The 26937-nt window shown below is 42.7% G+C and carries 29 protein-coding genes; 15 read left to right on the plus strand and 14 right to left on the minus strand.

All coding sequences use genetic code 11. The features are described from left to right. Window positions 1–22: 22 nt before the first annotated feature. The 5 genes from QQK00_RS01045 to QQK00_RS01065 form a co-directional block, all read right to left on the minus strand. Window positions 23–409 carry a RidA family protein gene (locus QQK00_RS01045; protein WP_284215627.1) on the minus strand — a complete coding sequence of 129 codons (387 nt, stop codon included), beginning with the start codon at window positions 407–409 and terminating at the stop codon, window positions 23–25. Between the two features lie 36 nt (window positions 410–445). Further along, on the minus strand, window positions 446–2557 hold the full coding sequence (gene spoT / locus QQK00_RS01050; RefSeq protein WP_284215628.1) for a bifunctional GTP diphosphokinase/guanosine-3',5'-bis pyrophosphate 3'-pyrophosphohydrolase: 2112 nt from the start codon (window positions 2555–2557) through the stop codon (window positions 446–448). A gap of 191 nt (window positions 2558–2748) precedes the next feature. Beyond that, window positions 2749–3021 (minus strand): DNA-directed RNA polymerase subunit omega, encoded by a 273-nt coding sequence (rpoZ, locus tag QQK00_RS01055; RefSeq protein ID WP_284215629.1) that lies wholly within the window; start codon window positions 3019–3021, stop codon window positions 2749–2751. 169 nt (window positions 3022–3190) lie between these two features. After that, window positions 3191–3625 carry a GNAT family N-acetyltransferase gene (locus QQK00_RS01060; protein WP_284215630.1) on the minus strand — a complete coding sequence of 145 codons (435 nt, stop codon included), beginning with the start codon at window positions 3623–3625 and terminating at the stop codon, window positions 3191–3193. Window positions 3626–3661: 36 nt separating this feature from the next. Next, window positions 3662–4078, minus strand: coding sequence for a rhodanese-like domain-containing protein (locus QQK00_RS01065; protein WP_284215631.1), 417 nt, complete (start codon window positions 4076–4078; stop codon window positions 3662–3664). Window positions 4079–4263: 185 nt separating this feature from the next. Between QQK00_RS01065 and QQK00_RS01070 the strand changes: the two genes are divergently transcribed. Continuing rightward, window positions 4264–5229 (plus strand): helix-turn-helix domain-containing protein, encoded by a 966-nt coding sequence (locus QQK00_RS01070; RefSeq protein ID WP_284215632.1) that lies wholly within the window; start codon window positions 4264–4266, stop codon window positions 5227–5229. 37 nt (window positions 5230–5266) lie between these two features. Here QQK00_RS01070 and QQK00_RS01075 read toward each other — a convergent pair whose 3' ends face one another. The 4 genes from QQK00_RS01075 to QQK00_RS01090 all read right to left on the minus strand — a co-directional run bounded on the left by QQK00_RS01075 (window position 5267) and on the right by QQK00_RS01090 (window position 8809). Then, window positions 5267–5737, minus strand: a complete 471-nt coding sequence (locus tag QQK00_RS01075; protein WP_284215633.1) for an energy transducer TonB — start codon at window positions 5735–5737, stop codon at window positions 5267–5269. Between the two features lie 112 nt (window positions 5738–5849). Continuing rightward, window positions 5850–7094 (minus strand): cysteine desulfurase-like protein, encoded by a 1245-nt coding sequence (locus QQK00_RS01080; protein WP_284215634.1) that lies wholly within the window; start codon window positions 7092–7094, stop codon window positions 5850–5852. Then, on the minus strand, window positions 7091–7813 hold the full coding sequence (locus tag QQK00_RS01085) for a 2OG-Fe dioxygenase family protein (protein WP_284215635.1): 723 nt from the start codon (window positions 7811–7813) through the stop codon (window positions 7091–7093). The genes QQK00_RS01080 and QQK00_RS01085 overlap by 4 nt, the downstream gene beginning before the upstream one ends. A 27-nt stretch (window positions 7814–7840) precedes the next feature. After that, complete coding sequence (locus QQK00_RS01090; RefSeq protein WP_284215636.1) at window positions 7841–8809, minus strand: DMT family transporter; 969 nt, start codon at window positions 8807–8809, stop codon at window positions 7841–7843. A 192-nt stretch (window positions 8810–9001) separates the two neighbouring features. Between QQK00_RS01090 and QQK00_RS01095 the strand changes: the two genes are divergently transcribed. The 6 genes from QQK00_RS01095 (at window position 9002) to QQK00_RS01120 (ending at window position 13695) form a co-directional block, all read left to right on the plus strand. Then, on the plus strand, window positions 9002–9457 hold the full coding sequence (locus QQK00_RS01095; RefSeq protein ID WP_284215637.1) for an Lrp/AsnC family transcriptional regulator: 456 nt from the start codon (window positions 9002–9004) through the stop codon (window positions 9455–9457). Window positions 9458–10208: 751 nt separating this feature from the next. Further along, window positions 10209–10367, plus strand: coding sequence for a twin-arginine translocase TatA/TatE family subunit (tatA, locus tag QQK00_RS01100; protein ID WP_284215638.1), 159 nt, complete (start codon window positions 10209–10211; stop codon window positions 10365–10367). Then, the gene (locus tag QQK00_RS01105; protein ID WP_284215639.1) at window positions 10360–10737 is read left to right on the plus strand and encodes a Sec-independent protein translocase subunit TatA/TatB; all 378 of its coding nucleotides are present in this window, start codon (window positions 10360–10362) and stop codon (window positions 10735–10737) included. Before tatA ends, QQK00_RS01105 begins: the two co-directional genes overlap by 8 nt. Beyond that, window positions 10721–11500, plus strand: coding sequence for a twin-arginine translocase subunit TatC (tatC, locus tag QQK00_RS01110; RefSeq protein ID WP_284215640.1), 780 nt, complete (start codon window positions 10721–10723; stop codon window positions 11498–11500). Before QQK00_RS01105 ends, tatC begins: the two co-directional genes overlap by 17 nt. Before the next feature lie 149 nt (window positions 11501–11649). Next, window positions 11650–13110 carry an alkaline phosphatase PhoX gene (locus QQK00_RS01115; protein WP_284215641.1) on the plus strand — a complete coding sequence of 487 codons (1461 nt, stop codon included), beginning with the start codon at window positions 11650–11652 and terminating at the stop codon, window positions 13108–13110. An 18-nt stretch (window positions 13111–13128) separates the two neighbouring features. Beyond that, window positions 13129–13695, plus strand: coding sequence for a PEP-CTERM sorting domain-containing protein (locus tag QQK00_RS01120; protein WP_284215642.1), 567 nt, complete (start codon window positions 13129–13131; stop codon window positions 13693–13695). Window positions 13696–13793: 98 nt separating this feature from the next. Here QQK00_RS01120 and gmk read toward each other — a convergent pair whose 3' ends face one another. Continuing rightward, the gene (gene gmk / locus QQK00_RS01125) at window positions 13794–14429 is read right to left on the minus strand and encodes a guanylate kinase (RefSeq protein ID WP_284215643.1); all 636 of its coding nucleotides are present in this window, start codon (window positions 14427–14429) and stop codon (window positions 13794–13796) included. Window positions 14430–14520: 91 nt separating this feature from the next. On the opposite strand from gmk, the gene cyaY reads away from it, so the two are divergent. Together cyaY and QQK00_RS01135 are read left to right on the plus strand one after the other, a co-directional pair. After that, window positions 14521–14847 (plus strand): iron donor protein CyaY, encoded by a 327-nt coding sequence (cyaY, locus tag QQK00_RS01130; protein WP_284215644.1) that lies wholly within the window; start codon window positions 14521–14523, stop codon window positions 14845–14847. A gap of 13 nt (window positions 14848–14860) precedes the next feature. Then, window positions 14861–15532 (plus strand): alpha/beta hydrolase, encoded by a 672-nt coding sequence (locus QQK00_RS01135; RefSeq protein WP_284215645.1) that lies wholly within the window; start codon window positions 14861–14863, stop codon window positions 15530–15532. Window positions 15533–15558: 26 nt separating this feature from the next. On the opposite strand, the gene QQK00_RS01140 is transcribed toward QQK00_RS01135, so the two are convergent. Beyond that, a complete protein-coding gene (locus tag QQK00_RS01140; RefSeq protein WP_284215646.1) occupies window positions 15559–16356 on the minus strand; it encodes a hypothetical protein in 798 nt (265 codons plus the stop codon). Between the two features lie 247 nt (window positions 16357–16603). Between QQK00_RS01140 and hemC the strand changes: the two genes are divergently transcribed. The 4 genes from hemC to QQK00_RS01160 are packed head-to-tail and all read left to right on the plus strand — an operon-like array spanning window position 16604 to window position 20628. Then, a complete protein-coding gene (gene hemC, locus QQK00_RS01145) occupies window positions 16604–17533 on the plus strand; it encodes a hydroxymethylbilane synthase (RefSeq protein WP_284215647.1) in 930 nt (309 codons plus the stop codon). 13 nt (window positions 17534–17546) lie between these two features. After that, a complete protein-coding gene (locus tag QQK00_RS01150; RefSeq protein WP_284215648.1) occupies window positions 17547–18278 on the plus strand; it encodes a uroporphyrinogen-III synthase in 732 nt (243 codons plus the stop codon). Between the two features lie 50 nt (window positions 18279–18328). Continuing rightward, window positions 18329–19486 (plus strand): uroporphyrinogen-III C-methyltransferase, encoded by a 1158-nt coding sequence (locus QQK00_RS01155; RefSeq protein ID WP_284215649.1) that lies wholly within the window; start codon window positions 18329–18331, stop codon window positions 19484–19486. Next, a complete protein-coding gene (locus QQK00_RS01160) occupies window positions 19483–20628 on the plus strand; it encodes a heme biosynthesis HemY N-terminal domain-containing protein (RefSeq protein WP_284215650.1) in 1146 nt (381 codons plus the stop codon). Before QQK00_RS01155 ends, QQK00_RS01160 begins: the two co-directional genes overlap by 4 nt. 31 nt (window positions 20629–20659) lie before the next feature. Here QQK00_RS01160 and QQK00_RS01165 read toward each other — a convergent pair whose 3' ends face one another. Both QQK00_RS01165 and QQK00_RS01170 read right to left on the minus strand, forming a co-directional pair. Next, on the minus strand, window positions 20660–22408 hold the full coding sequence (locus tag QQK00_RS01165) for a GGDEF domain-containing protein (RefSeq protein ID WP_284215651.1): 1749 nt from the start codon (window positions 22406–22408) through the stop codon (window positions 20660–20662). A gap of 131 nt (window positions 22409–22539) precedes the next feature. Further along, window positions 22540–23112, minus strand: coding sequence for a helix-turn-helix domain-containing protein (locus tag QQK00_RS01170; RefSeq protein ID WP_284215652.1), 573 nt, complete (start codon window positions 23110–23112; stop codon window positions 22540–22542). Between the two features lie 288 nt (window positions 23113–23400). Between QQK00_RS01170 and nagZ the strand changes: the two genes are divergently transcribed. Both nagZ and QQK00_RS01180 read left to right on the plus strand, forming a co-directional pair. Continuing rightward, entirely contained in the window at window positions 23401–24405 is a 1005-nt protein-coding gene (nagZ, locus tag QQK00_RS01175; RefSeq protein WP_284215653.1) for a beta-N-acetylhexosaminidase, read from the plus strand. 90 nt (window positions 24406–24495) lie between these two features. Continuing rightward, window positions 24496–24927 carry a DUF3859 domain-containing protein gene (locus tag QQK00_RS01180; protein ID WP_284215654.1) on the plus strand — a complete coding sequence of 144 codons (432 nt, stop codon included), beginning with the start codon at window positions 24496–24498 and terminating at the stop codon, window positions 24925–24927. A gap of 11 nt (window positions 24928–24938) precedes the next feature. On the opposite strand, the gene QQK00_RS01185 is transcribed toward QQK00_RS01180, so the two are convergent. Continuing rightward, a complete protein-coding gene (locus QQK00_RS01185; RefSeq protein WP_284215655.1) occupies window positions 24939–26906 on the minus strand; it encodes a sialate O-acetylesterase in 1968 nt (655 codons plus the stop codon). Window positions 26907–26937 lie beyond the last annotated feature (31 nt).

The following is a 26937-nucleotide window of genomic DNA, read 5'->3' on the forward strand; positions in this document are numbered from 1 at the left end:
ACATATTACAAATGAGGAATAATTATTCGGGTAACACTAGAACTGCATCAATTTCAATTTGTGCAGCTTTTGGTAAGGCACTGACTTGTACAGCTGCTCTCGCGGGATATGGTTGTTCAAAATAACGCGCCATGATTTCGTTGACCTTGGCAAAATTGCCCAAATCTATGAGGAAAATATTCACTTTAACCAAGTTAGACATCGAACCACCAGCAGCACTCACAACAGACTTGATGTTTTCAAACACTTGTACCGCTTGTGCTTCAAAATCTTCAGACACCATTTCCATTGTTTCAGGCACCAAGGGTATTTGACCAGAGAGATAGACGGTATTGCCGGCTTTAACGGCTTGACTATAGGTGCCAATGGCAGCTGGCGCTTCGTTAGTTTGAATGACTGATTTTGACATGGGTAGCTTCCTCGTGTTCTTTCGAGCAATTAAATCTTATTGCTGTTTGTTCTGGCTATGCCTAGAAATTTGCTGCAAATCCGGCAGGCTGCGGATTTTACGCATTATGCTCGCAAGATGCACCCTATTCTTAGTAGTAAGTTCAATATCAATAGAATAATTGTAATCTTCGCGGTCATCCGTTTGTAAGTTGATGATACTTGAATCGCTACTCGCAATTGCGGCAGTCAATGCGGCAAGCGTGCCTTGTCGATTAATCAGTTCAACACGCACACTTGCTTTAAAATCACCTTGAGGCTTATCATCCCATTCCATCGGTAACACGCGCTGTGGTTCTTCTTTGCTTAGTTTACGAATATTGGTACAACCCGTTTGGTGAATTACAACACCGCGTCCTGGGCTTAAAATTGCGACAATTTCGTCACCGGGGATAGGGAAGCAGCATCTAGAAAAATGCACCATCAAACCTTCAGTGCCCTTTATCGCGACATTACCCTTTTTATCTGAAATGTCGTCGTTCTCGCCCACTAAGCGGCGAGCAATCATCGCACTAAGTTCATTGCCCATACCGATATTTGCAAGCAACGCTTCATAACTTTCGTATTTCGTTTCATCCAGCACACGGTCTATATCCGCTTGTGGAATATCGTCAAGCTTCACTGTGCCTAAGGCGTGACGCAATAAGCGATTGCCCATATTGATTGCATCTTTGGATTGCTGACGCTTTAAAAAATGGCGTATGTTAGAACGTGCGCGAGCACTTACTACAAAGTTAAGCCAGTTAGCATTGGGTTTTGCACGAGGAGACGTAATAATTTCTACACTCTGTCCTGTTTCTAAAGGTTTACTTAACGGGAAGTTTTTGTGCTCAACTCTTGCCCCCACACAAGTATTCCCAATATCAGAATGTACTGCGTATGCAAAGTCCACCGCTGTCGCCCCGATAGGCAACTCAACAATTCTACCTTTTGGCGAAAACACGTAAATTTCATCTGGGAATAAATCTGTCTTCACACTTTCGATAAATTCAACTGATGTACTTGCCCGCTGTTGAAGCTCCACTAAGGATTGCATCCATTGATTTGCGCGCAATTGCGCCGTGGTCGTCTTGTCATTACTCTTTTTATACAACCAATGCGCCGCAACGCCCTTATCTGCCATTTGGTCCATTTCATCGGTACGAATTTGGACTTCAACCGGAATACCATGCGGACCTTTTAATGAAGTGTGTAAGGATTGATAGCCGTTACTTCTTGGAATGGCAATATAGTCTTTAAACCGGTTTTCAATGGGCTTGTACATTCCGTGAATTGCCCCGAGCACGCGATAACAGTTATCCACTGAATTAACGATGATCCGGAAACCATAAATATCCATGACTTCAGTAAATGAAAGTTCTTTGTTACGCATCTTTCGATAAATGGAATATAGATGTTTTTCGCGGCCAACGACACGCCCCTTAATACCATATTCACCTATTTTGTTAGCCAAATCCAAGCGTGTTTTTTCTATTACTTCTTTTCGATTACCACGCGCTTGACTCACAGCAGAATGAAGTGCCCGATGACGCATAGGGTACATTGCTAAAAACCCGAGGTCTTCGAGTTCATTCTTCATGTCGTGGATACCTAAGCGATGTGCAATAGGGGTATAGATTTCTAATGTCTCGAGCGCAATCCGGCGGCGCTTATCTGGCCGCAACGCGCCCAAAGTGCGCATATTGTGAGTACGATCCGCAAGTTTGATGAGAATTACTCGAATATCTTGCACCATCGCCATCAGCATTTTCCGAAAATTTTCTGCTTGGGCTTCTTGTTTACTTTGAAATTTAAGCTTATCGAGCTTACTTACACCTTCTACTAGTTCAGCAACGGTTTCATTAAACGCGAGGGCCAAATCTTCCTTGCTATAATCCGTATCTTCTATCACATCATGAAGTAAGGCCGCCATTAAGGTTTCATAATCCATGTGCATATCAGCCAGAATACCTGTTACCGCAACGGGATGGGTAATATAAGGGTCGCCGCTTGAACGAGTTTGTCCTTCGTGTGCATCGCGCGCAAGTACATACGCAGCTTGAACTTGTTCAACCTGATCATCTGGAAGATATTCTGAAACTTTTGCCTTTAGGCCTTCAAATAGATACACGTATTCAACTATTAATTTTTAGATAAGGCTAAGAATACGTTTATTTTTGTCGCTTGAAAACGGACAAACGCCGAATAAATTCGGCGTTTGTAAAAAAAGTTTCACTTTTGCATATTTTTTATACGCTGGGAAAGATGTGTGCAGCGCGATTTTGGTTTTATTTACGCTAATTGCGCATTAGCTGTTAGCTGTTAGCTGTTAGCTAAAATACTCGCCACAGAAGCAAACTCAGCCGCTTCTTGTTCACGTTGATCTTGCAAATCAGTCGCTTCAACAGTTTCAGCGGTGACTAAACCTTCTTCAATTTCACGCAGAGCCGTTACTGTCGGCTTATCATTACCCATTTCTACTAATGGATCTTTACCTTCTGTAGCGATTTGACGTGCACGACGTGCCGCTACCAAAACTAAATCGAATCTGTTACCGATTTTATCTACCGCATCTTCAACTGTTACACGTGCCATTAAATGCTCCGATTTTTGCGTGGGTTAATCAAAATGGTCGCGAAGTATACTGTATTTACATTTCGAATAATAGCCCCCACACCTGTAATTTTCTATGCAGTGGCAGTGTTAGCTCTGCGGGCTCATAGTCTAACGATTTGAACAAATTTCGTCGCTAATATGGCTGAAACTAACCAATTTTACAATGCCATCGTTGCCACTTAGTATCTTCACTTGCGCCGCATTTTCGATAAAATGCTTCTGCGCCTTTATTCCCGTCCATCACCAACCAATGAATTTGGCCGCAACCTAATAATATCGCTTGCGCGCGTAACGCAGAAAAAATCAAGTCTCCAAGCCCCTTGCCTCGCCAATCCTGCTTAATGAAAAACTCTTTCAAACACATATCTGGCAGTAATGTAAAGGTAAACGGGATAAGGTAATAGACAGCCATGCCAAGTAACTCCCCTGATTCTTCGTTTACTGCAACGAGCGCCGAAAACTCAGGGGACTCACCAAAACCACGCGCAATAATCTCGTTCTCATCAACCTTAAATACATCAATGTAATCTTCGTAGATCGCCAGCTCCTGCATTAACGCTAGGAGCGCGGATACATCAGACAATTTCGCTCGCCTTACCGTCAGCATAAATTTATCAACTTAGTCTAATACTCGACCCGGCGCACTGCCAGTAGCAAAAGTAAATCCCTCATCTGCCCAACCGGTCATGCCACCAATGAGTTCTTTCACTGGACGTCCAAGCCTTGCTAAACGAATAGCCGCTTTATTCGCGCCATTGCAGTGCGGGCCTGCGCAATACACCACAAATAAAGTATCTTTTGACCATGCCTTCATTTTTCCTTCGACTATCTTACCGTGAGGTAAACTCACTGCACCCGGAATATGGCTTTCTTCGTACATGGCTGAAGAGCGAACATCCAGCACGACAAAATCTTGATTGCCTGTTTGCAAGGCTTCATGCACATCCCAACAATCTGCTTCATAGCGTAAGCGTTTTTCAAAGTGTGCCAAGGCCTCACTACTTTCTAATGCTGGGACTTCAGTTATATAGTTCATGTCTACATCCTTATGTAAATTGATTCGGACGTAAGTTTGACGCTAAGTGGCTTTGACGTAAATGACAACATACGTTAATATTCCGCCAAACTATTTAATTGCATCTTTCGACCTTGCAAGCGCCTTATTAGCATGTAATGCACTTCAAGCACTACGAGACTGCACTAAAACCTCGAGAAACCGCTATGTCGACACCCAAAAAAGTCGTTGTTTTGGCTTACCCGAATTTATGCCTGTTCGAGTTTAGCTGTGCTATGGAAGTGTTTGCACAAAGGCGTCCAGAATTTGAGGTGCAACACTACAGCACAGTTGTATGCGCCACTGATGACAGCCATCAAGTAGGCCTTCCAATAGAAAATTTGGTACTCTCAACAACCAAAGGCCTAAGCGATATACATGATGCGGATTTGGTAATAATTCCCGGGTGGCAAGGCCCAGATATTCTGCCTAGCGATGCATTACGTAATAGCCTTTTGTCGGCGTATAATAACGGCGCAAGAATTGCGTCAATATGCTCAGGCGTATTTTTACTTGCCTATACTGGATTGTTAGCTAACAAAGTCGCGACAACTCACTGGCAATATATTGCCAAAGCTAGAGAAAAGTTTCCGAATACACACTTTGATGAAAATGTACTTTACACCGACAACGGCCAAATTCTAACGTCGGCTGGCAGTGCTGCTGGCTTAGATATGTGTTTACACCTAGTAAAACAAGATTACGGGCAGCATGTGGCGAACGCCTATGCTCGCCGCTTAGTAATCCCGCCATACAGAGAAGGTGGACAAGCGCAGTTTATTCAGCAGCCCATCCCCAAATCAGATAACAATACTAAATTATCTGTCTTATTGGATACGCTAGAAAACAATCTATCCTCCCAATACAGCGTGGAAGACATGGCTGACATGGTAAATATGAGCGAACGTAACTTTTTACGTCAATTTAAGGCTCAATTTGCCACCAGCCCTGCCAAATGGTTGATCAATTTAAGAATTAAACGCGCATGTGAGTTATTGGAAACAAGCGAGCTGCCCACCAAATCCATCGCACAAATGTGTGGACTAGGCACAGAAGAGAGCCTACGTCATCACTTCAGACGACAACTCAAAGTATCGCCTTTGCATTATCGACGACAGTTTTCTGAGTTATAAGTTGTCGTTTCAGAGTTGATTGAATATTTGTTTTGCATCACTCCATCCGGTGAAAGAGTGATTCTCCACAATTGGCCACAGCCTCATTTCTATTTTTCGTTTTTTCGAGTGAAAAATCGAGTTGGACTTCAGCCAATACAGGTGCTTTTTCAAGATTAGAGTCCGTTGGTTCCCAACGCCACTTTCGCATCGCCTTTATTGCTCTGCTATCAAACACATTACGAGGGTACGATTTTATGGCTTTTATAGAATGCGCTTTACCATCGCTACCAATCGTGTACCGTAAAGTCGCGCAACCGGAATGACCTTTTAATGCAGCTCTTGTTGGATAGCGAGGATCATAACGCTTAACAAGTGTCCAATAAGGCGTAAAAGCGTCATATTCATCTGCTTGCGTCAGATCTATGGGCGTCACCGCGCGCTCTGATTTATTGCTTGTAGAAAGATCAGTAGATTGACAAGCGCTCAAAGCAGCACTCAATACCACTGCACAAAATCCCTTTTTCATAAAATGTCCCTGACGTCATGACTGCTGATATTCACAAATAATAGTAATATCAGTTTTCTTGTTGAACAACAATCGCTTTAAACATCATAGTTGCTAGATGAGTCACTAGTTTCTATTTGTTAAGCAGCTTGCTCTCAAGTAAGCAACACACCTTATCTATTTCCTCTAGCGTGTTGTAATGCATCAGGCTCAGTCGCAAAGCACCACCTTGTTGATCAAGGTCCAGTGCACGGGTCAAACGATCAGCATAAAGATGGCCGTTCCAACTGTATATGTCATGTTCACCCAAATATTTGGCGATATCAGACGCATGATGTTTGTAAAAGCTGAGCGCAAATGTTGGCGTATGACGATTGCCTGAATCACTTGAATGCCCTAGCAAACGCAAACCCTTTATTGACGCAATGTTATGCTTAAAGTGCTGTAATAATGCGCTCTCGTGGGTTTGAATCGCCAAATACCCACCAGCTAAATCATCTGAAAATATGCTGTCTTCACCAGTTAATGACGCAATATGCTGAATAGACGCGGTAACGCCCGCGAGGCAGGGAATATTTGGTGTGCCTGTTTCAAAACAACGTGGCGGTGCACTAGGTGCAGGTGTTACTTTATTGGGCACCAAACTCGCAAGCGCTTCTTCTCGACCATACAAAATACCCACATGCGGACCAAAAAACTTATAGGCAGAGCACACTACATAATCAGCTTGCAGCTTTATAACGTCTACCCTTTTGTGGGGAACTAAATGCACAGCATCAATGTAACTCGTTGCGCCAACGGCTTTAGCGCCACTTACTATCGCCTCAACATCGACAATACTTCCGGTAAGATTACTGGCAGCAGTCACGGCAACAAACACCGTTTTTTCTGAAATCAAACGTTCAAACACCGCCATATCCAATTCACAGGCATCGGGGGTTACTGGAATGTAACGCACAGTCACACCTTTTAGCTCTGCTTGAATTTCCCAAAAACTCCGATTTGCACCGTGATCCAAGTCAGACAGAATTATTTCGTCTCCCGCTTGCCACTCGGCGGCAATCATCCACGACATATATTGGGTAATCGTCGTCATATTTGCGCCAAACACAATGCAGTCTTTGTTTGGCGCATTAAGTAAATCTGCAGCATGTTGTCTTGCGTCATCAACAATCCCGCCTACAACGCAGGAGGCATTAAAATATCCGCCAAGATTTGATAAACCTAGCTGCATTGTTGTACTCATGGCGTCTATTACAGACTGCGGCACTTGACTACCACCTGCGCCATCCAAGTATATTGGCGTTCGCGCGTTATCTAGTATGTGATGTAGCGCAGGGAATTTAGTTCGAAGCCCCTGAACTTTGTAATCTTTCACAGTAAATCCTTAAACGAACTTGTTACGACAATGACATCACGAAACGCTTTTTGTTTTGGGTCGTCAGCAGTAATTGCCGTCACACTGTGACGATAATGCTCATCATTAATAATCAGTACTTGCGACTCTTCTAAAACGGAATCTAGTAGCACCTCATCACATTTGGGATCGCCCTCTTGAAGTTGTGGCAATAGCTGCGTGCGCCCACCACTAATGTTGTGCCGATTTACTGTCAACATACCTACCTTGTCAAAACCGTCTCTATGCGGCCCTTCTGGCGCAGGCGCACCCTCTCCGCCCACACAATTGGTGCGAATAAAATGAATTCCCAATACACCCGGCTGACCGTCTAACATATGGCGATGAAAATGTTTCACTAGATGAACGAATACGTCATCCGCCACTAAGGCGGCGTCGAGTTCCGGAAACCAACGATTTACCCCACCATTGGCTTGATTGATATCTTGACTCTGGGTAAATGGCCTTGGCGGCAGTTGAATATATTTGTCTTCAACACAAGAAATTTCGCCATAGGCGCGATGCCGCCCCCAAACGCCTTTCTCTTTATTAGCTTGTTTATCAGCACTGTTGAATTCATCAGGTTTAAGGTTCTCAAAATGCACTGTGAGCTGCTTGATGAAAGCTGGGTCAAGGGCATGCGCTAGTATCAAAGGATACGGTTCATGAGGGAGAGAAGGTACATGTTGAGATGTCATCATAGCCAAGAATTCCTAAAACGAATGATATTATGCTTGTTCACGTCGCCGCCAATTGAAGGGTAAAATAGTCGCTACCTTTATGCCACTTGATAGCAATACGCCCAAGAACACCAACACCATGCCTAAAGTAGCCGACACGGTTAGTGTCTCGCCAAGTAAAGGAATAGCCATTAAGCCAACCAATACGGGCGTAAGCGATCCAATAGCAGAACTGCGCTCCGCACCCACTTTATTGATCGCGTAGCCATATGAAAATGCAGCTAGCAAGCCCACACAAACTGATTGTATTGCCATTTGCATGGCGATGTGTTTGGCAGGCGCAACGGTAAAACCACTCTCGACCGCTCCGGCTATATATAAGGTAGCCAATATCAATGTAGAAACTAAACTAAGAAAACCGGCAATAGCCAACGGTGGCAGACATGCAACACGCAAACAGATAGAAAATATTGCCCAACATGCGGCGGCTAGCAAAATAATTAGATCACCTTTGAGGTATTCGCTGTTGCCATCCCAAAATGCTAAGGATAATAGTGCCGCGACACCCAACCCAATAGACGCTAAACCTATCACTTTTTGTTTGTTTAGTTTTTCTTTAAAAACAACAACAGCCGCGATTGCAATGAAAAGCGGGCTTGTGCCAGTAACGAGCAAGCCTGCATGTGAAGCAGGCGCATAGGTAATACCGATGCTACATAAGAAAAAAAATGGGACACCTGCACCCGCCAATATGCCTAGAAGCAGCATTTTAGGTGTAGCAATAATGGTTGACCAAGCCCTAATTGTAAACGGCAAAAGCAAGACAGCAGCTAGACCAAAGCGCAAGATGGCTAAATCGAAAGCCGTTAAAGGAGATGTAACCCCTGCGCGCATGGCAATGAAAAAACCACTCCAGATTAGCGTCGTGAAAATTGCGGCCGCAATACCTAATTTAAATTCTAACCCACTCGCAAATTTAAAATAAGCGGGTTCAGTTGACACTGCAATTTGTGACATTTCTCGCCTCTTGTATCGCCTTACAAACCAGAATTAAAAAGCGTTGAATGTAGATAATATTTGGAAAATTTTAGTGCTAATTATGAACGATATAGCGAGAGCATGTCCTTGCCAATTTAACTCTTTTTGTCGACATTTTTAGCATAACATGCCAATATTCAAATAAATTAATATGAAATATATCATTTTTAAATGAATGAAACCGACGTCAAAATTCTAAAACAATTGCAACGAGATGGCAGGCTTACAAATGTAGAACTCGCGGATGCGGTAAACCTGTCACCATCACCTTGTTTGAGAAGAGTAAAAAAACTTGAATCTGACAAAGTCATTAAAGGTTATCGAGCCATCTTAAACCGCGAAAAAGTTGGCTTTGGCATGACGGTATTTGTGGATGTGTCATTAGATAATCATAAAGACAAAGCGACTTCAGCCTTTGAAGCTCGTGTCGTATTTTTTGAAAACATTATTAGCTGCCATGAAGTGTCTGGTGCATCAGACTACCGCATGGAAATTGTCGTGCCTGATCTCAAAGGCTATGAGGTAGTGTTAAAACAAATTCAGCAACTACCGCATGTAAAAGACATTCAGAGTAACTTTGCAATTCGAACTGTTAAGTCGGGTGCTTCGATTCCCTTGGAAATCTAGCACCAAAAACGCAAGTAATTGCCAATAGTAAATCCGCAAAAAAGTCATTGAACCCGCACTAGGAAACCAAGATAGCAGTTACGGTGGAGGCAGCCCGACTGAGGGTGATACTATTGGGAGCGATAATGATAGATGTTTTATCGTAGTACTTGGGAAAACCGAGAAACACAATATATCCCTTGTGATTCTTAAGTTTAATTTTAACGGGGTCGAATTCAACGGCCCCGTCATCACAACTATTTTACGGAGTAGGTAGCGATGTCAAAGAAATTCAAATTTTTTATATTATGCGGCTTAGTCGCTATTGTATTTTTGGGGTTTTACCAATATGAGACTTCATATGCGATATTATTCGCGGTTACATTTAGTCTTTGTTTGACTGCAGATTCGAGAGATAAAGAGGAACTAAGCGACCGTATAGACCAACTTAACCAAAAAATACAAAAGTTAGAGAAAAGCATTGAAAATAGATCCGATGGATAATTTTTAATGCCACATCCTAATACGTAGCCAACTTACAGTGATATCAAAATTTTAGATAAATAAAACGTTATTAGCCAGATGTGCATACAAGCATTTTAAGTGAGACATTCAAAATCATGAAGACTTTGGTGACAATATCTTGATGTGAGTTCAGTATGCACACACTCAACACCCTATTTTAACCATTCAATAATTGTTCATTATTTGTTCAACCATTTGTAACATTACCTTGTGTATATTAAAGCCTCATACATAAAGAGGCTAAGCTATGAATATTGGCATATGGCAAGTAGCGCTGATTGCATTGGTATTTATTTTATTGTTCGGCAGGGGAAAAATTCCCGCCTTAATGGGCGACCTTGCAGCAGGTATTAAGAGCTTTAAAAAAGAAATTAAAGACGACGAGAACTCAAAACAAGATGTTTGATATCAGTTGGATAGAGTTCGCTTTTGTCGCCATATTGGCCGTCGTCATTATTGGTCCGAAAGACTTGCCAGTAGTGTTTAAGTGGATCAGTAATACCGTATCTCAGTTTAGAAAACTGTCAAATACGATGAAAGGCCATATGCATAAACTACAACAAGAAGTCGATTTATCTGATGGCAAAGTAACGGCAAATGATGATTGGCAATCTTTGCTCCCAAAAGAGATATCCAGCCTGCCTGACGACTTTATCCCAGGTTCGAAACCTGCTGAGTATCATCAACAAAGACATTCGCAAAAACAAGACGCCAAACGTGCTTTTAAACAAACACAAGTTACCGAAGGAGCACGCGAAGATGCAGGCAAGCGTTGATCCCAAAACCCCTCTGCTAACGCATTTAATCGAGTTAAGGCGCCGAATACTTATGTGTTTTGCGCTGTTTATCTGCGTATTTGCCATCGCATATTATTTTTCAGATACCATTTACGTATTCCTGCAGCAACCTCTGATAGCGGCGTTTGACGACCCTTCACAGCGACGCATGATATACACAGGCCTGCATGAAGCATTTTTCACCTATTTAAAACTCGCCTTTTTTACGGCAACCTTAGTAAGTATGCCAATGTTCTTGATACAAATATGGCGCTTTATCGCACCGGGAATGTATAGCCACGAAAAACGCAATATTTCACCGTTATTTATATCCACGCCTATACTCTTTTACGCCGGAGCTGCACTGGCTTTCTATGTAGTCATGCCCCTTGCTTGGGACTTTTTTATTGGCTTCGAAAACAATCAAAGCAAAGGTGTAGCCGTCGAATTAGAGGCGAGAATCAGCGAATACTTAGGCATTGTTATTCAACTAACGCTTGCATTTGGTTTGTGCTTTGAGCTTCCCGTCCTATTGATGGTGCTGGCTAAAGCTGGCATCGTCACACCTGAAAGCTTACGCCGCTATCGGCGGCACGCGATTGTTGGTGTGTTTTTGTGCGCAGCCTTGTTAACTCCGCCCGATTTAATTTCTCAAATTGCATTAGGATTACCGATTATTCTTTTGTATGAATTGTCGATACTGCTTATTCATTGGCAAACTAACGCCTCAGCAATAGCGCCTAAATCATCGCCGTCACAATAGTGTAAATTTTGTGCAATAAATAAGTCAGGTAAATGTAACTAAAGCATTCAAATTGTGTAATTTTTAATCATTAATATTGAATCTGACGGCGTCACTTCGCCCGTCGGCTATCACAAATGACAGAATTAACTTACACATTGGAGCTTAGAATGACTGACTTAACACCTTTGGCATCTGACACACAGGAAGATTTGCCAATACAAGCTATTTTCTCTCGGCGTCAAGTGCTAAAAGGCACGGGTACTATTGCGGCTAGTACTGCTTTTGCGTCTTTGGCAACAAAGGCAAACGCAGCAACACTTCCTTACACCAGCGACTATGGTCCATTGTCACCCACCCTAGACAAAGCGACAGGCTTACCCCTCATTTCTCTACCTGAAGGTTTTGAATACACGAGTTTTGGTTGGACAGGACAAATACAAACAGACGGTTTGCCCACACCCACTGATCACGATGGCATGGCGGTCACTGCGGTGCGAGGCAACGTTATAGCAATAGTCAGAAATCACGAGTGTTCAGAAGGCGAAGGACCGAAATCTTCACCGCGAGGAAACCGCGGCGTATACAATGAAGTACAGCATGGCGGTACAAGCACCCTTTTATTTGATATTGTTCAAGGGAAGTTTTTATCTTCTTTCAATAGCCTAGGCGGCACAATTCGCAACTGCGCGGGCGGACTTACGCCTTGGGGTTCTTGGTTATCCTGCGAAGAAACTTTTCATGATTGGAATGCTGGTCCACAAGGTTTTAACCATGGTTATGTTTTTGAGGTACCGGGCTTCGGTATATCTGATGGCCAACCCATCCGCGAAATGGGGCGTTTTTCACATGAAGCTGCTGCGGTTGACCCTGCAACAGGCTACGTTTACGAAACTGAGGATGCAGGTAGCTCCGCATTTTACAAGTTTGTCCCTCAAGGTGAATGGGGAGACTTAAAATCTGGCGGAACGCTATATGCGATGGTACTTAACAATACACCGCGCGTTGACTTGCGTGGTGGGCTGCTTGTAGGTTCAACGTGGGATGTTAGTTGGCAGGAAGTACCAGATCCAGATGCACAGACCGACCGTTGCTTCAATCAAGCGTTCGATGCTGCCATTATCGAACGAGGTGAAGGATGCTGGTATGACGACGGCAAAATTTACTTCGTTTCAACCTCAGGTGGTGCAGCAGACTTAGGCCAAATTTTCTGTTATGACCCACGAAAAGAACTAGTCACATTGGTTTACGAGTCAAGTGACCCTCTTGAAATGGATGGACCAGACAATATCGCCATTAGTCCACGAGGTAACATGTTGTTATGTGAAGACGGTCGTTCTAACCCCAAGCGCTTAATTGGTCTAACGACATCTGGTACTGCTTTTCCATTCTGTGAAAACAATATCTCTCTAGATGCTGGAGATTTAGCGTTGATTGATTCGATCTATCCCGGGACTCAAGCCAACTTTTGGGATCGCGTAGGAGATTCTGTTGACGGTTCAAATAGACGCAGCTTTACCAGCAGAGAGTGGGCGGGCGCATGTTTTTACGGTCGTTGGTTGTTTGTCAATATCCAATCACCAGGGGTAACGTTTGCAATCAAAGGACCGTGGGAAAACGGCGGACTTTAAGTGTTAGGAGACACATACATGAAACATTTTATTTTAACACTTATCCTTAGTTGTATAGTGCTTGTAAGTGCTCAGGTAAATGCATTGATTATTAATAGTGGTGTTGGTGCGACAGAGTCTGAAGCAGTGACTGGCGATAGTGGCTGGTTATTAGAGGATGCCTTTGGTGATAGCCTCGACTTCTTTATCTTAGATATAACTGAAACGACTGACTTAGAAGTCAGTATCTCAAGTGCTTTGGCATTTGGAATCAGTATCTACGAAGGCGCTATTACAAATGATTTTGGCATTGTATTCAACAATGATGGCAATTTCACTGACCTGTTTAACTCGCTGAACTACATTACCGGTACGTCGTCATTGTTACCGAGCGTAACCAATGAAGCCATTGTCGCGATGAACTTAGGTATTGGCACTTACACGGTAGCCGTCGGCGGCAATGAAGGTTTCTTCGATTTTATAACACCCTACACGTATGACATCTCGTTTAGCAATGTCGCAAAAGTCGCTGAGCCACAAGTTCTCTTTGCTTGGTTCATGGGCCTGAGCCTCATTTTGTTACTTAGAAAGATGAATCAACACTAAAGGTCTCATATAAAGCGAATTTACATTGTAAACCGGCAGCGCTTGTTGCCGGTTTTTACAAGGCTGTATATTTGTATTTAATATCTTGCAATGAACACTTAATACAAAGTCTCTAACAAAGCCGCGTTTCTAGTGCGTTGTTTTTCTGCTGTTAGGCTCTTATCTACCACAATGCATGAAAAGCGTTTAAGGGTTTCATCAAAATTATCGTTAATGAGTATATAGTCAAACTCGCCTGCATGAGACATCTCACTTTTTGCTTGCGACATCCGTTTTGCAATCACTTCGGTAGAGTCTTTACCCCTGCCGACTAAGCGTTCTTCTAAAATGGCGATTGAGGGAGGCAAAATAAAAATGCTGATCACATCTGGAGATACTGCTTTAATTTGGCGCGCACCCTGCCAGTCGATGTCTAAAAATACATCAATACCTAGATCTAACTTATCACTAATTGCGGCTTTTGATGTTCCGTAGTAGTTTCCAAAAACTTCCGCATATTCATAAAAAGCATCTTGTTGAATCATTAGTTTAAACTCTTCAACCGTCACAAAGTTGTAATGAACACCATTTACTTCACCTTCCCGAGGTGCCCGTGTGGTATGAGATACCGACAACTCAGGAGGATTTAGCAAGCCTTGTTCCGGTGCTGATTCCAAAAGTGCATTTATTAAACTAGACTTACCTGCACCTGACGGGGCAGCTACAATAAAAAGATTTCCTAAAGGTTGAACCATAAACTGGATTACACGTTATCTTTAATTTAATGATTCTCTTTATGGTAGCATATACATAAAGATTGGCGAGGCAGAAACTACGGAGTATGAAATGAAAGATGCCCAATACGATCAATTAATCGATGATATTTTTATTGCGCTTGAAGATGCGCTTGATGCGCAAGAACAAGCATTTGATTACGACAGCAACGGCGATATTTTTACTATTATCATGCCTGACAATTCTAAGATCGTACTTAACAAACAACCGCCATTACAACAATTATGGATGGCTACTAAATTTAATGGCCACCACTTCAACTATGAAGACGATGGCAGATGGATAGATGAACGCACCGGCGTAGAGTTTTTCTCGTTCTTGGACGAAGCGGTAAGCAAACAAGCGGGCTTTGACGTAGTACTCGCGTTACAAAGTTAAACAAGGAAGATATATGCCTCAAACGCAATTAGATGCTGTCATCCAAGAAGCCAGTGATGAACACAAAGCTACCGTAATTTGGTTGCATGGATTAGGTGATAGTGGGCATGGCTTTGCCCCTATTGCATCCGAATTGAAACTTGACCCTGCTCTAGGGATTAAGTTTATCTTTCCACACGCGCCAGTGCGCCCTGTCACTATTAACAATGGCATGGAAATGCGCGCTTGGTACGACATAAAATCAATGGATATGGAAAGTCGTGCCGATATAGTTGGTGTTAAAGAATCATCTACTTTAGTCACTGAAATTATTGAGCAAGAAATAACTAGCGGCATTCCCGCGAATAAAATTTTGCTAGCTGGCTTTTCCCAAGGCGGTGTGATTGCCTTGCATATAGGCACTCGCTACCCTAAACCACTAGCTGGTATTGCTGCATTGTCGACATATATGTGTGCACCACAAACGCTTGATGACGAAAAACACGACGCCAATCTACTTACACCAATATTATGTTGTCATGGGCAACAAGACGAAGTAGTACCATTGTTTTTAGGTCGTGCCGCATTCCAAGTCTTAAGTGAAAACGGCTTCAATGTCACTTGGAAAGAATATATGATGCAGCACAATGTTTGCTTACCAGAAATTAAAGATATCGCTACATTCGTAACTGAACGGCTTAGCTAACCCCATTTCTATACACTTTTGAGCAACTAATCATTCCCAGGGTCTCTGGGTGCAGCACCCGCATTGTGATTCAATGTTTCGGTATGCGCCCACCCTTTGCCGTCTGGAAATGGAAATCTTGCGGCTGGCCATTGCTCAGCTTTGCCTGTTTGCCATGGGTCTAAAAATACAACGTTACCACTGCACACGGCCTCTAACTTAACAAAGTGATGAAAAGTTAACAGTGTCCATTCCTGACGAGCTCTAATTTGAGTAACCTTCCAGCACTTCCAAGTCCTAGTGACTAATGACCCCCATGATACTTGCTGCCAATCCACACAGTTACCAACCTTGTGGAAGCCCAAGCCAGGATCCGAATAGCCAGGATCATTTGCGGCTTGGTAACCTAGACTTCGCGCGTTCGTGACTGCAGCGGTGTAAAAACCAATCATCTGTTGAAATTCTGCGTCTTCTTCAGCTTGTGTGCAAACACATGGCTTCTTAGGCTCTCCAGAGTCATTGCCACCAGAGCCATCCCCACTAGGGTTGTCGGTTTCATCGTCCCCTGAATCATCGACGCCATCACCATCACAACGACAAGATATAGTGACTTTAAATTTAACATCAACATATTCATCTGTCTCATCCAGCAACTTAACACTAACATCTTGCCAGTGGCTCTCGCACTTTCCAGACGAACACAAGCCCACCGAACACCAACCGTCGCTTTGCTCTTTTAGCCATCGGTGAAAAGCGGATAGTCCCTTTTCCCCCTCTTTTTTATTGATTCGTTTTTTCTTTGCCGTAAATTCAATGTCTTTTATATCGTTACATAAGGTTGGCATTGGGTCCTCCTCAAACAATGTCTACATTGTTTATTTAATACTTACTCTGCAAACGAAGCGTCTTTGTATTGGTCCAGCTTAATCAGGTATTTCTCTATATAGGTATAGCTCAAATTATGCGATTCGGTAACAATATCCGAGGAAGTTTAATCACTATTGACATAAAATTGTGCGGAACTTAGTTACCCTAAGCAACAATTTAGGTAATATTCGCTCAACCTCGTAAACCAGATTAAAAGGAATTGCTTTGTCTACTAGACGAACCATCCGAATAGCGACGCGTAAAAGTGCTTTAGCCATGTGGCAGGCACGCTATGTGCAAGAACGTTTGTGCCACTACCATGACGATATCGACGTAAGGCTCATACCAATGTCTACGCAAGGCGATCGTATTTTAGATACCCCATTAGCAAAAATAGGTGGCAAAGGCCTATTTATAAAGGAACTGGAAATTGCCATGCAAGAGGGCAAAGCTGACCTAGCCGTACACTCTATGAAAGATGTACCCGTGCAGTTTCCTGCAGGCTTTGGTTTACATGCTATCTGTCCCCGTGAGAATCCCTTTGATGCATTTGTTTCAAATACAGTGGTCTCACTAACTGAGCTGCCTCATGGAGCCATCGTCGGGACCTCAAGTTTACGACGCCAATCGCAGTTACGCCATATTCGCCCAGATATTGAAATTCGGGATTTACGGGGAAACGTAAACACACGTTTAGCAAAACTGGATGCTGGTAACTACGATGCCATCATACTTGCTGCCGCAGGACTTATTCGATTGGACATGCAAGGGCGAATTAAACATGAGATAGCAGCAAACATAAGCCTCCCTGCCGTCGGCCAAGGCGCTGTTGGTATTGAGTGTCGCAACGACAACGCAGACCTAATTGAATACCTTAAACCGCTAAATGATCCCGAAACTGCACTGCGTGTTAACGCAGAACGTGCAATGAATGCCCGGCTAGAAGGTGGTTGCCAAGTACCTATTGGTAGTTTTGCAGTATTGGAAGGTGAAGAAATACGCCTAAAAGGCTTAGTCGCAAGTCCAGACGGTAAAACAATACTGCGAGCCGAAGCTTTAGGGACAATGGATGACCCAACGACACTTGGCGTTACCGTTGCTGAGGATTTGTTAGCACAAGGTGCAGGTGAAATTTTAGCGACCTTGCAACACTAGCCGTCATATTATTGTGTTTTTGATTACGCGTCCCGAACCCAAAGCCTCAAATACAAAAAATCTATTTGAGAGTGAAGACTTACTATCGTGCATATTTCCAGCGATTGTTATTAAGCAAGTGCCGAACATTAGCGCACCACATAAGGTGTACGACTACATTATTGTGACGAGTACTTACACGCTAGATTGGCTTAGCACTGCGCCAAAACCAGCATTAGCATGCAAACATTCCGTCATCGCTATCGGCACAGCGACCCAAAAGGCCCTCGCTGGCAAACAGTTTCCTTGGGCTAAGAAGATTATAAAACCTTTGCAACAAAATTCTGAGGGAGTGCTATCAATCCCTGAATTAGCAGACGTCAGTGGAAAACACATTTTAATTGTCAAGGGACGCGGTGGGCGTCAATTATTAGAGAACTCACTTCTCGATAATGGTGCCAAAGTAGATGTGCTTAATGTGTATGAAAGGCAGCCAAATCATGACAAGAAACTCATCAGACAAGTTGAGGAACGAACAATTACGTGTATTATTGTCACAAGTGTTGAAATTGTAGAGCAATTGTTTGCTAGCTTTTGTAGCGACTGGCTCAAAAATAAAAAATGGATTGCTACTAGCCAGCGTATTGCAGATTATTTACATAGTAAAAGAATCTCTGAAATACATGTTAGTCAAAGTGCAGACGACCAAATTATTTTGCAATTAGCGAAAACATTAAGTAAGCAAAATCCGTCAATTAATTGCTAAGAATTTTGCTTAAACTGCGGTTGTTCGTGAGTATTTATCAGGAGTGTTGAATGTCGGACCTTAGCCAGAAAAAATCAACGTCAGCCGAGTCAGATGTAGCTGAACCCGTTGAAATCGAGGCAAAATTTACGCATTCCAGCAGTGCTAACGCAACGAATGTTAAACCAGGTAATAAAGCCTTGTGGTTTATTTGCATCATCAATTTATTATTTGTTTTGGGTTTATGCGCAGCAATATACTGGGCGTGGCATCAATATCAAACACTGGCAAATACCGAAGAAAACAAGTTTGATCAAGTTACTCAACAAATTAATGCCTTGTCGCAAACAAGTAAATATGCAGACAATACGATTATCGATAAACAAAGCATACTGTCCAAAAATGTTGAATCCATGCTTGAGGAATTGCAGGCCAGTCAACAAGTAAATCAAGCCTTACAGCAGCAGTTGGCGGAAGTTTCTGGGCGACGCCCTTCTGATTGGCTACTTGCTGAAGCAGACTATCTCGTTAATCTTGCTGGCAGAAAACTGTACTTAGAGAAGGATGTGCGCACAGCCATAACGCTGTTGTCAGAAGCCGATGCGCGCATTGAAGATTTAAATGACCCATCTTTATTCCCAGTAAGAACATTGATTGCAGCAGACATTGCCGCATTAGAACAAATCAATCAGGTGTCTGTTACGTCGATTGCCTTAGCAATAGGTGGCATGCTGCCGCAAGTAAGCGAGTTACCTTTAAATAACTTTACCCTGCCTGAAGCAGCCAATGATGAGGATCTTGAGCTATCTTCTGATATCGCAGATTGGCGAGAAAATCTATCCCGCACTTGGAAATCGATAGTGGGAGATTTCTTTAGCGTGAATGAAATTGAGGCACCGATAGAACCCTATTTAGCTGAACGTCAACAATGGCTTATAGAGCAACAACTAAAACATGCGCTTTCAAGAGCGCAAAGTGCGGCACTTTCAGAACAAGTCACCTTATTTCAACAGAACATACAAGAAGCCATTGCGCTCATTATCGAACACTACAAACTCAATACCCCTAACGTCGAGCAATACCTAGGTGCATTACAACAACTGCTTGCTACAAACTTTGAACGCCAATATCCCGATAAATTGCAGTCACAATCATTGCTCAAAGAGACTGTGAAGCAGCGAGTTAACATACGTTTTGACAGGAGCAGTTCAGAAGGCACTTCGCTATGATTAAGTTCATCGTGGTACTTTTACTCATATTTGTCGCGCTTTTGTTAGGCCATAATTTGGTAGGGTACGAAGGGAGAGTTGTTATAGCGACTGAATCTCATGTCGTTGAACTAACACTTATTAGCGCCATCATTATTTGTTTTTTTGCAGTTATTGGATTTTGGGTATTGGAGTGGTTATTCAAACGCATTGTTAGCGCATTGATCGGGTCTAAGAACTGGTTTGGTACCTTGAGTCGACGTCAGCAAAACAAGGCGTTTTATAAGGCCCTAAATGCGTTTTTGGTCGGCGACATAAGCACGGCTAAACAATCTGTTGAAAAAAGTTTTGGCGGGGATTTTCATGGTGCAAATTATTTATTAGCCAGTGAGCTACACAAAGACAACGCCAACAAGGCAGCCCGCATGCTTGCCCATGCTGAAACAGAATCCACATCATTTTTTGCCGCCACCTTGAAACAAGCGCAATTGCACCTTAAAGAGTTTCCGCAAAAAGCACTCGATGTGCTTTCAGTATTGAGCACCAAAGAACAACAGCATCAAAGTGTAGTCATGCTAAAACTTAGCGCATTTTCTTTATTGAACCAGTGGACAGACGTCAAAGATCTTATCAATCAGCACAAAAAAATGTTGGGAACTGCCTATATTGAGTGGGCACAAAAAGCAACGCATGGCGAATTTGCAGAGATAGCCAGTAAGAGCGGCGCAAACGCACTAAAAGACAAATGGACAAACTTATCACGTGCTGCCAGAAAAGATATTGCAAACCAAATTTGCTATGTACAACTATTGATTGATCAAGGCTTGTCAAAAGACGCAGAAGTAGAACTAGTCGCCTTTGCTAACAAACAAGCACATCCTGCGTTTACAGGTTTGTTTAAACAACTGAAACATTCGGATCCTTCTACTGCGATTAAATTTATTGAAAATAAGATCAAACAAACACCAGAAACCCCCGAATACTACTCAGTGTTAGCGCATTTAGCGTATAACTCTGGTGATTTTTCGCTTGCGCAGCGCGCGATTAATAAAGCCTTGGAATTAAGAAGAAGTAATGAAGATGCGTTACTTCTAGCCGCCATACTAGAGCAACAATCGTCATTTGAACAAGCCAATACTTTATACAAAAAACTATTGGCATAGCGATTATTAGCTAAACGCCGGTATGTAACCGCTAGTAACACACTGTATTTTTGCCGCTATGTTTTGCCCTATAAAGTGCACTGTCTGCATGTTCAAATAGCTCATCAAAACTAAAGGTTTTCTGTGCATCCGAGCTAGCAATACCAAAGCTAGCGGTTAGCGTAAATGGGTGACTCAATGCGGCATTCGTACGTTCGATTTCTTTGCGACATGACTCGGCAATGCGTTGGCCCTTATCTGCACTACACCCTTCAAGCAATATACCAAACTCTTCCCCGCCTAAACGACCAATTAAATCACTGTCTCTGCAGCCTGTTTGTGCCGCATCAACAGCAGTTTGAAGTGCAATGTCCCCCGTCGAATGTCCATGGTTGTCATTGATACTCTTAAAGTTATCAAGGTCAAACATGACTAACGTCACCGGCCTATCGGTAGCGGAGCAGTTCTGCAGAATTTCTATCGCTCGACTAGTAAAATAGTGCCTATTAGCGATACCGGTTAAACCATCTTTACGAGATATTTCTTTAAACTTAATATAGTTACTTCGATTCTTATAAATCAAAATACTAGCAAAAATAACCAATACGACTAAAAATACCAGTATGAGACGGCGGTTGCGTGCGGTTTCTTCGTCCAGCATTGCACGAGCTTTCAGTAAGGAGTTTTCTTTGTCGAGTAACGCTATTTGACTGGACTTTTCTACGCTGTCTCGCATTGCTTTTTGAATAGACAACATTTTCGCATTTTCTTTACTAATATTTAGCGACTTTGCTTCTGAGTATTTTTTGTAATACGCCAGAGCACCTTTATGCGAGCCTTTCAACTCTTCTACTTTATACAATGTCTCATAGGCTGAAATCGAAGCTTTTGACAAAAAATTGCTGCTTTCGCCCGCAACTACCAAATTAGCATAGGCGACGGCTTTATCTAATTCATTGCTTTCAAAAAAAGATTGGCTCAAAATATCGTAATAAGCTATCGCCAATGGATTATATTTCAAAGATTCGACGTCTTTTAGGCGGGGTAAGAGTAATATGAGGGCAAAATCTACATTGCCGCTCTCCAATTGATACGTCGCAAATTGATGAAAAAACGCAAAATTGATAATTGGTTCATCTAATCCTTGGCATCGTTCTATGGCCTTTTTGAACGTACTTTCGTCAATGTTTTTGATGTCAGTGCTCGTCATTGCGCCTAACCACTGTAAACTCGCTGTGCAAATGAATCTGAGGCTATATCGACCATCTAGCAAAGGTTCAGCGTATTTAGTAAGCAGTTCACTTTCGCCAATAAGTTGATAAAAGTTGATAACCGCTATGTGCCCTTGCTCTTCTGCATCAATACTGTCGACGGCCACCATATTGTCAACAACATAGTCAAGCGCTTTAAAGCCCTCAGACCATCGTTGCCTACCGGCATATAGATTTACCAAAGATGTGTGAGCAATAAAACGCTCATTCGCTGAACTGCCATTTTTGGCAAGTGTTTCAAATGCACTTATGGAGGCGTCTACTTTCCCATTAATAAATAAAGAATAGGCGTTGACAAAATCATACCTATCTTTTTCGGCACTACTTAATTTGTCTCGTTGAATTTGTTGCAAAAGCGCCAATGATTTAGGCGGATTTGAACTTCGCAAAGCGTATGCTTCTTTCAACAAAGATGCGCCGTTACCTTCTTCAATATTTGCGCTCACTAGAGAGCTAACGATGAGCAAAATTATCGGTAGGAAACGCAGAGAAGGCCCCTCACCAAATTTTAGTCTGCGAGCAATAGTCAAATGTTCATCCTAGACATCGTTTACGAATAGCTAAATCATGCTCATTTATATCGACAAAAGTCATAGATTGTTGAGCGTATATTGTACGAAATAGGTATAAAGAAACGTCGACGAAGATGTGTAGTTATACGCTATGCTGACAACAAGTCATTCTCGCCAGTTGCTTGGTCGAACATATTTGAAAAATGATGCAAATCCAAAGGTTTTGCTAGTATTTGAATGTCGTATTGATCAAGCGGCACATCCACTTGATTGGGTTCATTAGAGAACACGATGATTAGGGGGGCGTAATCAACTAAACTGTTAATTTGCCTCACAATCTTAGCAGCAGAAATATCTGCCAAATCATCGTCAATAACAATCAACGACGGTTGCTTATTCGCAATTTCAAACCCGGCTTCTAAGCCGTTATCATAACAGTAGGTGATGTAGTCAACATCTCGGATGATACGCTTCACGTGACGCGTTAAATGAGGGTCATCTGCCATCATCACGCAATGCCGGTCAAGTTCGGGTCTTAATTCATTGGGGATAGGCATTTGATTTTCTTGCAAAAATGCAATAAGTGCAATTTCGCTTACACGATTATTGCCGCGCCCAGGCAACTTAAATGCCTCAAGTCTGCCGGCTGCGATCCAACGAATAACAGTGCGAGATGTAACATCGCAAATATTTGCTACTTCCCCGCTCGAGAATGATTTCATATACCGACAACTTCACCGTTTCAATGATGAACAAGATAACAAACTTGCATTGCTCAATCGACAAATTGCATGCCTGAAAATCCATACTTAGGTATATATAGCTATTCTACTTTTTAAATACATATGTAAAATCATATAGTTACGACTATTGATAAAATCGACTCGTCTCAGGTAAATGCATATGCGCGTGTATTTACAACATTATTTATGCAACACTTACCACTTAGAAGCGTTTGTGCTGGAAATTTCTGGCTACAACATATAATTCGTCGTTAGGACATCGTGAATTTGAATAAACAGAACGTCATTGTTGGTCTCGAGGGCTTGTCAATATTGCCTCGAGAAGCAGCATTACTGAAAGAGCTCAACCCGTGGGGTTTTATATTATTTTCCCGAAATATCGCATCCCCAACACAACTAAAACGCTTGCACGCTCAATTGCAAGAAGTGTCTCAACAGGATGAGCCGATTATTCTGATTGACCAAGAAGGCGGAAGAGTGTCGCGCTTACCAAAAGCATTTTGGCGAGTTCCGCCGAGCCCTAGCGAATTTGTAAAACTTTACCGTAAAAACAAAGCGGAGGCTCAACAGGCCTGTTTTTTGAACAACCAACTCATTGCGCAAGAGCTAAAGGCATGCGGTATTAATGTAAACTGTGCGCCAATGCTCGACATTGCGCAAGATAATGCTGCCGATATTATTCATGAGCGAGGATATGGTAATACGAAAGAACAAGTAATAGCACTCGGCGCCGAAGTTATTAATGGCTTGAAATCAGGGGGCGTTGCGCCAGTCATTAAGCATATGCCAGGACATGGTAGAGGTACGTCTGACAGCCACTTTGATCTTCCCAAAGTGGCTGCTAGCAAAGAGGAACTAGGCATAGATTTCGCGCCATTTGCTGCGTTTTCTGAAGAGGCAATGGCAATGAGCGCACACATTGTTTTTTCAGCATACGATGCATCATTACCAGCGAGCATTAGCCCAACCATGTACGAGGTAATGCGCAATGAAATAGGTTTCAATGGCTTAATTATGACAGATGATATTAATATGCATGCCCTTTCAGGCTCCATTGCTGAGCGCGCCGCAAGCGCATTGCAGGCAGGAGCAGATATCGCGCTACACTGTAGCGGCGACTTTACCGAAATGAAAAGCTTGCTAGCAGTGGCACAACCACTAAAAGACAAGTCGCTCACTCGCGCCAAAAAAGCTGAACAAACGGCCAGACAAGTATCGTCTACTGATGCAGTAAAAGAAATCGAAACCGCTTTACAACGACTGTTAAACTAATTGGTGAGACAATCTACATTCAAAAAAAACCGCACAATCAAATAGCTTGGTAAACTCTCGCACAAGTTATTGGCAGAAAGAGCAAAAACATTGGCTAAGCAAAAACCTATCTTCGATATACATAGCTTTGGTATTTACGACGGCTGGGACGAAAAAAGTAAAAAGCTGCCTAAAATAAAAACGTTTACGACGGCAATACCTGCACAACTCGACATAGAATTTGGTCTGATTTTAAATGTACAAAAAGGTAAAGGTATCTGCCTTGACTGGATTATTCATCACCCGGATGTCTGCGACAAAAAAGGCAATCCAATGGCACCTTTTGAAGGTGAAGTCTATGTGCGTACTAATGACTGGGATTTTTACCTTGGCGATACGATATGGGAACCAATCAGTAATGCTGAAGGTGATTGGCACATGATGATTTCATATCGCGGCAAAACTGTTGTAGAGAAAACCTTCAGCGTCGCACAAGCGCATGGCGACGGTGAAATCCAATTTTGGAAAAAACGGGGTTATTAGATCACTAGACGCTAACGCCCTCGCCTAAATGGAACGGCGGGAAACCCTTCTCGATTGTATAGATTGGCAGGCGAATTATTAGCCCAAGCATATCGAACATGTTTGGGTTTTCTTACTTTTTTACTTCCCACCACTACATAATCGCCGTTTATAGCAGCATCTGCGGTATGATACACACCGTCACTACCGGCCACTTCAAAGCCAAGCAAACTATTCCCATCCACTATAAGCCCAGAGCCTAGGTGTTGATAACTTATCAACAACTTGCCTTTATTCACTTTAACTGCGTCAACCATCGGCCCTTGATAAACGATGTTTTTTCCATAAACAGTGGCTTGTGCAGCAGCATATAAGCGTTCACCCACTATCTGTTTGTTTCTAGGGTGGATATCGTAAGCATCTCCTGCATCAATGAGTACCGCCATCGCAGTATTCGGTAACGATAACGTTTGGGTTTGCGCTTCTCGCAATTCGGCCCATTGGCTTTCCATTGGCTTTTTCTGTTGAGGGTGCATACTCGCCAATTGGGCAAAAATAAACGGCATATCTGGTTGTTGCCAGCGTTCACGCCAACTTTCAATCATTGTCGAAAAAAGCGTTTTATATACGTTTGCCTTACGTACATTACTTTCCCCCTGATACCAGATAACGCCTTTTATGGGGAAGTGAATCAAGGGGTGTATCATCGCATTATAGAGTGTCCCAGTTTGCTGCCAGTAGCGTTTTGGCATCGGCAGCTCCCCTTCGAGCGTATTATTTATTCTCCATCCTTTGTTTAGCATGAGCTTCTGGGTATTAGTTTGTAAGAAAAGTTTGCCCTTGGTACCAATATTTACCCTGTTATCCCAAGTACTTAACGCACGTATGGCTAATACATTTTCACCTGTTTTGAACATGCTAGCCGCAATAGTAATAGGTTCGTTTTTATCGCTTCCCTTTTTTTGTTTTAACATCTGATTATTGAGGTAAATTTGAGCCTGTGGAGGTAACCAGCCAATGTTCAAGGACGCCTCGGAAGGGATGGACTTAAGCGTAAACGTTTTTCGTGCCCAAACAATATTGTTTAGCACATCACCCATCGGCAGAGACGTCTTAGTCCAAGCAGAATCATCAAATGTAAGCGAGGCATAACTCATTTCTGAATGACCGACAGTACTATTTAATTTTTCGGCTTGAATAATGTGTTCCAAACGGGAGTTTTCAAATATTGGTAGCCATTTTTGTGGCTCTTCCAGGTATGCGTTAGCTTTTTCCTTGTATTCCTTGATGCCTAATAAGTCTTCCAGTGGAGTCCAAGCCTCAGCTGGAGTGCCTCCCCATGTAGCATCTATAATCCCGACCGGCACCTTGGTATCTAGATGCAACCTTTTTGCAAAGAACCACGCGACAGCAGAAAATTCACCTGCATCTTTAGGCGAGGCAAGTTTCCACTCGCCCGTTACCCTTTGCTGTGGCATGGGCGCATATTTGTTTTTTACGCCAAAATACCGGACTAAGGGATAGTTGCTGTCGTCAATTTCTGCCTGCCAGTTGTCCACTTTCCATTCGAGTTTCCACTCCATATTAGATTGCCCTGACGCAAGCCATACATCACCAAAATATACATCAGACACGACAATTTCGTTACCGTCACTTGTGGCCCTGATATCGTATGGCCCGCCTGCTGTTTGCGCAGGCACTTGAATCGACCACTCTCCCGTTTTATCAGCCTCTGTAACATACGCATTTCCTTTAAAGACAACATTAACCCTTTGATGCATGGGTGCACTGCCAGAAATAGTCAACGGCATTTGTCTTTGAATTACCATATGGTCAGCGAAAAGAGGGGCCAAAGAAAATGAAGGGCCTTGTGCGTACCCGGGTATCTGGACGGAAACAAGCGCTACAATCGCAAGCAAGCATTTGAATAAAATAAGGTGTTGTATACGTTTAAAAAAGGACGTAATTGGAGTTACTTTGCGTTTAAACAAGGTTGGCATTAGTCGCGACCAAGAAATATAGGTTAGGCTA

Source organism: Agaribacter marinus, assembly GCF_030160655.1.
Taxonomy (GTDB): domain Bacteria; phylum Pseudomonadota; class Gammaproteobacteria; order Enterobacterales; family Alteromonadaceae; genus Glaciecola; species Glaciecola marina.